Origin of the sequence: Pseudonocardia sp. SID8383 (assembly GCF_009864975.1) — a bacterium.
In the GTDB taxonomy this organism is placed as follows: domain Bacteria; phylum Actinomycetota; class Actinomycetes; order Mycobacteriales; family Pseudonocardiaceae; genus Pseudonocardia; species Pseudonocardia alni.
The window spans coordinates 1-7,427 of the sequence record NZ_WWFY01000426.1 but is presented as its reverse complement, the minus strand read 5'-3'; the positions used below and the strand labels follow the sequence as shown (position 1 = coordinate 7,427).

At 73.9% G+C, this 7,427-nt stretch carries 7 protein-coding genes; all 7 read right to left on the bottom strand.

Annotation, left to right across the window (positions count from 1 at the left end):
• Positions 1-418: 418 nt before the first annotated feature.
• On the bottom strand, positions 419-1,483 hold the full coding sequence (yhjD, locus tag GTW08_RS10605; RefSeq protein WP_073576847.1) for an inner membrane protein YhjD: 1,065 nt from the start codon (positions 1,481-1,483) through the stop codon (positions 419-421).
• A gap of 46 nt (positions 1,484-1,529) precedes the next feature.
• Positions 1,530-2,543: a tryptophan--tRNA ligase gene (gene trpS / locus GTW08_RS10600; protein WP_075310254.1), complete on the bottom strand. Its 1,014-nt coding sequence runs from the start codon at positions 2,541-2,543 to the stop codon at positions 1,530-1,532.
• Between the two features lie 25 nt (positions 2,544-2,568).
• The gene (locus tag GTW08_RS10595) at positions 2,569-3,471 is read right to left on the bottom strand and encodes a winged helix-turn-helix transcriptional regulator (protein ID WP_100878702.1); all 903 of its coding nucleotides are present in this window, start codon (positions 3,469-3,471) and stop codon (positions 2,569-2,571) included.
• A gap of 197 nt (positions 3,472-3,668) precedes the next feature.
• Positions 3,669-3,845: a hypothetical protein gene (locus tag GTW08_RS10590; RefSeq protein ID WP_157818337.1), complete on the bottom strand. Its 177-nt coding sequence runs from the start codon at positions 3,843-3,845 to the stop codon at positions 3,669-3,671.
• A 72-nt stretch (positions 3,846-3,917) separates the two neighbouring features.
• Positions 3,918-6,572: a bifunctional FO biosynthesis protein CofGH gene (locus GTW08_RS10585; RefSeq protein ID WP_202416971.1), complete on the bottom strand. Its 2,655-nt coding sequence runs from the start codon at positions 6,570-6,572 to the stop codon at positions 3,918-3,920.
• An 82-nt stretch (positions 6,573-6,654) separates the two neighbouring features.
• A complete protein-coding gene (locus tag GTW08_RS10580; protein WP_161151835.1) occupies positions 6,655-7,167 on the bottom strand; it encodes a YbaK/EbsC family protein in 513 nt (170 codons plus the stop codon).
• 52 nt (positions 7,168-7,219) lie between these two features.
• Positions 7,220-7,427, bottom strand: a 208-nt coding sequence (locus GTW08_RS10575) for a hypothetical protein (protein ID WP_161151834.1), incomplete at its 5' end; no start/stop codon positions are given.

Genomic DNA, 7,427 nt, shown 5'->3' with positions numbered 1-7,427 from the left:
GGCACGGACGGGACCACGCGGACGCCCGGGACCCGCCCGGGTCGGCGCCGGCTCGCCCCGGTGCCCGAGGGCCGGGTGCACCCTCCTGCGAAGTTCGCTTACCGGGTAAGCGGACTCGTCAGGATCATCCCCGGAGCTCAGGTCCGCGGAACGTTCACCGGGCGAACGAGTTCGTCGGGGCCGGTACCGGAGACCCGGCCGGTGCGGCGCCGACTCACCCGAGCGCCCGAGCGCCGGGGTCCACACCCTCCTGCGGTCTCGCTTACCGGGTGAGCGAACTCGTCGGGATCACGTCCTTCGAGATCGGGGCGGGACGGCGTGGCGGGGGCACCCCGGTGACCACGGGCCGTCGGCACCTCGCCGCAGCGCGGCAGCCCCGGTGGGTGGACCCGCGGTGTGCGGACCGTGCCGCGGCGGGTCAGCGCCGCCGGCGCCCCAGGGCCCGCAGGCCGAGTGCCCCACCGATCAGACCCGCGGTGACCAGGCCCGCCGACGCGAGCGCGCCCGGCCCGTCCCGGACGACGTACTGCGGCCGGATGATCGCGGGGGCGGGCAGGTCGCGGTAGCCCAGGTCGTTCTCCTCGGCGCTGGCGGCCCAGGCCGTCACGAACAGCAGGAACCGCGAGGTGAAGAAGATGAAGACCAGCAGACCGAGGATCGAGCCGAAAGCCGCACCGGCCGCGGAGTTCGTGACCGAGCCGAGGTAGATCACCATCACCCGCTGCAGGATCGCGAACCCGATCGCGCCGATCAGCGCGGCCCTGGCCGCGCTGCGCAGGGACACGGGCTCGCGCGGCAGCCGGGCGATCACCCACAGGAACACCAGCCAGTTCCCGGCGAGCACGAGCAGGAACGAGGCGATGCTCAGCAGCACGCGTGCCCACGTCGCCTCGCCGAGGCCGACCAGGTCGAGCAGGAACCTCCCCGCCGCGCCACCGATCGAGGAGATCGCGAACGACAGCACCAGGGCCAGCCCGAGCCCGACCAGGGCGAGCAGGTCGAACGCCAGTCGCTTGATCATCGGTGGGGCATCGTCCCGCTGGCCCCACTGCTCGGTCAGCGCCTCACGCAGGTTGCTCATCCAGCCGATGCCCGAGTAGAGCGCGCCGACCAGACCGATCAGACCGATCGCCCCGGCCCGGTCGATCGCGGTCTGCACGATCCCGCCGAGCAGCTCGCCGATCTGGCCCGGCGCGGCCGACTCGATCGCCTGGCGCAGGGAGTCGAGAAGCTCCGGGTTGCCGCGCAGCACGAACCCGGCCGCCGCGAACCCGACCATCAGCAGCGGTACCAGCGCCAGGATGGAGAAGTAGGTGATCGCCGCGGCGTAGTGGTCGCCGTGGTTCTCGGTGTAGCGCTCCCCCGCCCGGACCAGGTGGTCGAGCCACGGATGCTTCTCCCGCTGGCGGTCGAGGAAGGTCTCGGTCTCCTCCTCGTCGGTCTCCAGCCGGTGCGCGATCGTGGCGGCGCGGTTCTCGGCCATCATTCCCCCGGTTCGGTGGTTCGCTCCCCGCCCCGGCGAGCGTCGCTCAGACGGGCGGGAGGAACCCGATCCTCTCGTGAACCGCGGCCAGTGTCGCGCCGGAGACCTCACGCGCACGGGTGGCACCGCGCGCGAGCACCCGGTCGAGCTCGGCCGGATCGGCCAGGTAGCCGTTCACCTTCTCCGCGAACGGCTCCGCGAACGCGGCGACGATCTCGCCCAGGTCCTTCTTCAGGTCGCCGTAGCCGCGGCCGACGTACTCGGCCTCGACCTCGGCGACCTTCCGGTCGGTCATCGCCGCGTTGATGGTGAGCAGGTTCGCGATGCCCGGCTTGTTCTCCGGGTCGAAGCGGATCTCGCGCTCGTTGTCGGTCACCGCGGAGCGGATCTTCTTGGCCGAGGTCCGCGGCGGGTCGAGGAGCTCCACGATCCCGCTGGGCGACGACGCCGACTTGCTCATCTTCGCCGTCGGGTCCTGCAGGTCGTAGATCTTCGCCGTGGCCTGCGGGATGTGCGGCTCGGGCACCCGGAACGTCTCGCCGAAGCGGTGGTTGAACCGCTGCGCGAGATTGCGGGTCAGCTCCAGGTGCTGGCGCTGGTCCTCGCCGACCGGGACGCGGTCGGCCTGGTAGAGCAGGATGTCCGCGGCCTGCAGGATCGGGTACGTGAACAGCCCGACGGTCGCCCGGTCGGTGCCCTGCTTGGCGGACTTGTCCTTGAACTGGGTCATCCGGCCGGCCTCGCCGAAGCCGGTGATGCACTCCAGGATCCAGGACAGCCGCGCGTGCTCCGGGACGTGCGACTGCACGAACAGCGTGCAGCGGTCCGGGTCGAGCCCCAGCCCGAGCAGCTGGGCGGCCGCGACCCGGGTACGCCGGGCCAGCTCGGCCGGGTCGTGCTCCACCGTGATCGCGTGCAGGTCCACGACGCAGTAGAACGCCTCGTGGTCGTCCTGCAGGGCCACCCACTGACGCAGCGCACCCAGGTAGTTGCCGAGGTGGAACGAGTCGGCCGTGGGCTGGATCCCGGACAGGACGCGGGGACGGTGGGCGTCGTTCATGCCCGCCATCGTTCCCTACCGTCCGTCATCTCGGGCGCACCGGGGACACCGAGTCACGGGCGAACGCCCGCCCGCACTGCTCGCAGTCCAGCCGCACGCAGAGCGGCTGCCCGCAGGCCCGGTGGCGGATCGTGAGGTCGATCGGGGCGCCGTCCCCGCCGCACCAGCGGTGCGACCACTCGACCAGGCAGGCGTGGATCGGGAAGCTGGCCCGCCCCTTGTCGGTGAGGCGGTACTCGCCGTCGCCGCTGCGGCTGAGCACCCCGAGCGCGACGAAGCGGCGCAGCCGGTCCGACAGCACCTCCGGGGAGATCGCCAGCTCGAGGGCGAAGCAGTTGAACGCCCGGATCCCGGTGAGCGCGGCGCCGAGGACGGCGGCACCCCACCGGTCGCCGATGATCTCCATCGCACCGGGCAGGAACGAGAGCGGGTCGACGGGCAGCGCGCCGCGGGTGCGCCGCGGGTGCCTGCGGGCCAGCCGGTCCAGCCCCGGCGCCCACGGCTCGCGCTCGACCTCGGTGTCCCGCGGCCCGACCGCGCCGCCGCAGGCCGCGCAGCACACCCGCACCCGGGTGGGGCGGCCGCAGTCGCGGTGCACGATCTCGGGGAGCGGGACCTCCCGCGGGACCCAGGTCTTCTCCCAGTCCCAGGTGCAGATCAGCAGCTTCCAGATGTCGCCGCCGCGCTCGGTGAGGGCGTAGCCGCGGCGCTCGCGGCCACCGTCGGCGTAGCTGCGGGGCTCGAGCAGACCCGCGTCGACGAGACCGCGCAGCCGCGCCGACAGCGTCGCGTCGGAGATGTTGAGGGTCTCCCGCCACCCCGCGTACCGGCTGACGCCGAGGAACGCGCGCTGCAGGATCAACAGCGTCCAGGTGTCGGCGAGCAGGCCGAGACCGCGCCCCACGGCGCCCAGCTCCTGCGGCCGCACCCGCTCGCCTCCCTTGACCCCGGACTGCTCAAGATCGTACCGTTGGCCTCACTCTGCCGATCGAAGCCGCGCCTCCGGGCACGGCCGGCGGCGGGGTGGGCCGGATCGGGGGGTCGGTCCACCGGCCGGGGCGGACGTCCTGCGACAGCGCGGTGAGGGGGCTGCGGCAGCCGCGGGGCGTCGTCCCGGTCAGCACGTCATCCGTTCTCCCGGCCCTTCCCCTGCTCGGGGTCCTCGGGCCGCGGGGCCGGCTCGACCGTCACCACGCCCTTGTCGAGGTCGATCGGGCCGAGCCGCCACTGCTGCCCGCCCTGCGCGGCGTCCGAGTCCTCGTGCATCCGCTTCCGCGGGAACATCTCTCCGAGTACACCCATACCGCCACCGTAGGCCGATCGGCGGCCGGGCCGGTCCCGCGCGGCCCGGAGGCGACGCGGGACCGGCCGGGATCAGGCCGGGGTCAACGGCAGCGTCCGCGGCCCGGTACCCGGCGCCGGGGTGAGCACGCGGGGCTCGCCGCGGTAGGTCGTCGTCCGCTGCCGGACCGGGCGACCGGCGGCCGCCGCGATCGCGGTGAGCTCGGCGACGGAGCGCTCGGAGCCGTTCTCCGAGCCGGCCATCCGGGAGATCGTCTCCTCCATCAGGGTGCCGCCCATGTCGTCGGCGCCCCCGGCCAGGATGTCCGCGGCGAGGTCGTCGCCGAGCTTGACCCAGGAGCACTGGACGTGGTCGATCCGCCCGTGCAGCGCGAGCCGCGCGAACGCGTGCACCGCCCGGTTGTCGCGCTCCGTCGGTCCCGGCCGGGCGATCCCGGCCAGGTAGATCGGGGCGTTGTGGTGCACGAACGGCAGGGGAACGAATTCGGTGAACCCAACTGCGCCGATCCCTCTGGCGCGGTCCTGGATCGACGCCAGTGTGCGCAGGTGCCCGAGCCAGTGCCGGGGCTCGTCGACGTGGCCGTACATCATCGTCGAGCTGCTGGGGATCCCCAGCTCGTGCGCGGTCGACACGACCTCGATCCACTGCGACGCCGGCAGCTTGCCCTTGGTCAGCACCCAGCGGACCTCGTCGTCGAGGATCTCGGCGGCGGTGCCCGGGATCGAGCCGAGCCCGGCGGCCTTCAGCTCGGTCAGCCACTCCCGGATCGACACCCCGGCCTTGGCCGCCGCGGAGACGATCTCCATCGGGGAGAACGCGTGCACGTGCATCCCCGGCACGGCCGCGGTGACCGCGCGGACCAGGTCGGCGTAGAACGACACCGGCAGCTGCGGGTCGATGCCGCCCTGCACACAGACCTCGGTGGCACCGTCGCGGGCGGCCTCCGCGGCGCGCTGGGCGACCTCGTCGAGCGACAGCCGGAAGGCGTCGGCGTCGCGCTCGCGCTGGGCGAAGGCGCAGAACCGGCAGCCGACGTAGCAGACGTTCGAGAAGTTGATGTTCCGGTTGACCACGTAGGTGACGTCGTCCCCGGTGACCTGCCTGCGCACGTCGTCGGCGAGGTCGAGCAGCGTGCGCAGCGCGGGCCCGTCGGCGGTCAGCACGGCCATCGCGGCGTCGGCGTGCGCCGGGTCGAGCAGCGCCGCCGGGTCGGACGCGGCCAGGTCCAGCCCGGCCCGGACGTCGGAGTCGAGCCGCTCGGGGGCCGCCCCGTGCCCGGCGCGCTGGTGCTCCAGCTCGGCGGCCACCTCGTCCCAGTCGCCGTAGACGTCGCCGAAGTCGCTGCGCCGGTCCTCGGTGCGCCCGGTCGTGTCGATCGTGGAGTTCAGATCGGTGCGCCCGGTCGAGGCGAACCCGCCGTCGGGTTCCTGCCACGCCCGCCCCTCCACGACGGCGTCGGGCCGGGCGAGCCCGTCCGGCCCGGACAGCGCGGCGACGTGGCCGTGCAGCCGCGCGTCGATCCACGGCGACCCGGCCCGCACGTACTTCGGGTAGGCGGTGAGCCGCTCCTGCAACGTGAAGCCCTCGGCCTCGGTGATCGCGGCCAGCTCGTCGACGGCGGGCCACGGCATCTCCGGGGACACGTGGTCCACCGTCACCGGGGAGACACCGCCCCAGTCGTCGATCCCGGCGCGCAGCATCAGCGCCTGCTCGTCGCCGACGAGGTTCGGCGGCGCCTGCAGCCGCACCTTCGGACCCAGCACGAGCCGGGCGACCGCGATGGTGGCGGCCAGGTCCTCCAGGTCGGCGTCCGGGTCGTTCGCCATCGCGGTGTCCGGCTTCGCCCGGAAGTTCTGGACGATCACCTCCTGCACGTGCCCGTGCGCGCGGGCGGCGGAGCGGATCGCGAACAGCGACTCGGCCCGCTCGGTGCGGTTCTCGCCGATGCCGATCAGGATGCCGGTGGTGAACGGGACGCCGACGCGGCCGGCGTCGGTGAGGGCGCGCAGCCGGACCGCGGGCTCCTTGTCGGGGCTGCCGAAGTGCGGGCCGCCCTTCTCGAACAGCCGCTGCGACGTCGTCTCCAGCATCATCCCCATGCTGGCCGCGACCGGCTTGAGCCGGGTCAGCTCCTCCCAGCTCATGACGCCCGGGTTGAGGTGCGGCAGCAGTCCGGTCTCCTCCAGGACGGCGATCGCGCAGGCCCGGACGTAGTCCAGGGTGGAGTCGTAGCCGCGCGCCTCGAGCCACTCGCGGGCCTGCGGCCAGCGATCCTCGGGGCGGTCGCCGAGGGTGAACAGGGCCTCCTTGCAGCCCTGCGCGGCGCCCTGGCGGGCGATCTCGACGACCTCGTCGCGATCCAGGAACATGTCGTCGAGCCTGTGCGGGACGGTCGCGAACGTGCAGTAGTGGCAGCGGTCGCGGCAGAGCCGGGTCAGGGGGATGAAGACGTTGCGGGAGTAGGTGACCACGCCCGGGCGGCCCTCCTCGACGAGTCCGGCGTCGCGGACCCGGCCGGCGTGGCCGAGCAGCTCGTCGAGGTGCTCGCCGCGGGCGGCGAGCAGGACGGCGGCCTCGGTGACGTCGAGGGTGGACCCGTCCCGGACCCGGCGCAGGGCCCGGCGGAACGCCGAGTCCGAGGGCACCGGTTCGGCGGGTGCGGGGGTCGGGAGTCCGACCGGCGGTTCGGCCTCGGCCGGGACGGGTGCGGCGGGAGTATCGGCCATGCCACCCACACTAGGTTTCACCGATCACCACAGCGACCGTCCGTTTCCCGGCGATGGATCACCGCCGGTGCGGGAATACGGCTCAGGCGACCTCGGCGGGCGTCCCGCCGGTGACCGCGACGAGCTCGTCGAAGGTCGTCGGGAACACCGAGCGGGCCACCCCGCCGGCCGCCCAGACCCGGTCGAAGTCCCGCAGCGCGACGTCGACCAGGGTGCGGACCGGCGCCGGGTGCCCGACGGGTGCGACCCCGCCGATGACCTGCCCGGTGGTCTCGCGCACGAACTCCTCCGACGCCCGTCCGACCCGCGCCGCGCCGACCAGCGCGGCGACCCTGTCGGTGTCGACCCGGTGCGCCCCGGAGGTGAGCACGAGCAGCGGGGCGCCGTCGGCGTCGAAGACCAGTGAGTTCGCGATCTGGCCGACCTCCACCTCCAGCGCGGCGGCCGCCGCGGCCGCGGTGGTCACCGCGTCGGGCAGCAGCACCAGGCCCGCGATCGACGCGGGGTCGGCACCGGCGCGGCGCAGCGCCTCCTTCACGGCGGCGACGCGGGGGTGGTCGGCGGGGTGTTCGACGCTCCGGCTCACCCGGCCCATCCTGCCCCCCGCCGCGTCGCGGGCGCCGCCGGGTTTCCGCCCCCGGGTGTGCTCAGAGGACGGCGAGGACGAGCAGCACGACGACGACCACGGCCAGCACCCCGGCCACGCCCAGCAGGATCCAGCGGTTGCGGCCGAGGTCCCCGCCCGGGGACCGGGGTCGGGCGCCGCGTTCGAACAGCTCGGCGGCCCGGTCGTGGGTCGGGCGCTCGGCCGGGTCGTCGGCGGTGAGGCCGTCCAGGACCGTCGCGAGCGCGCTG

Excerpts from the sequence above, each read along its gene's own strand:
- yhjD (WP_073576847.1), bottom strand. The coding sequence starts at position 1,483 with ATGGCCGAGAACCGCGCCGCCACGATCGCGCACCGGCTGGAGACCGAC.
- trpS (WP_075310254.1), bottom strand. The coding sequence starts at position 2,543 with ATGAACGACGCCCACCGTCCCCGCGTCCTGTCCGGGATCCAGCCCACG.
- GTW08_RS10590 (WP_157818337.1), bottom strand. The coding sequence starts at position 3,845 with ATGGGTGTACTCGGAGAGATGTTCCCGCGGAAGCGGATGCACGAGGAC.
- GTW08_RS10585 (WP_202416971.1), bottom strand. The coding sequence starts at position 6,572 with ATGGCCGATACTCCCGCCGCACCCGTCCCGGCCGAGGCCGAACCGCCG.
- GTW08_RS10580 (WP_161151835.1), bottom strand. The coding sequence starts at position 7,167 with ATGGGCCGGGTGAGCCGGAGCGTCGAACACCCCGCCGACCACCCCCGC.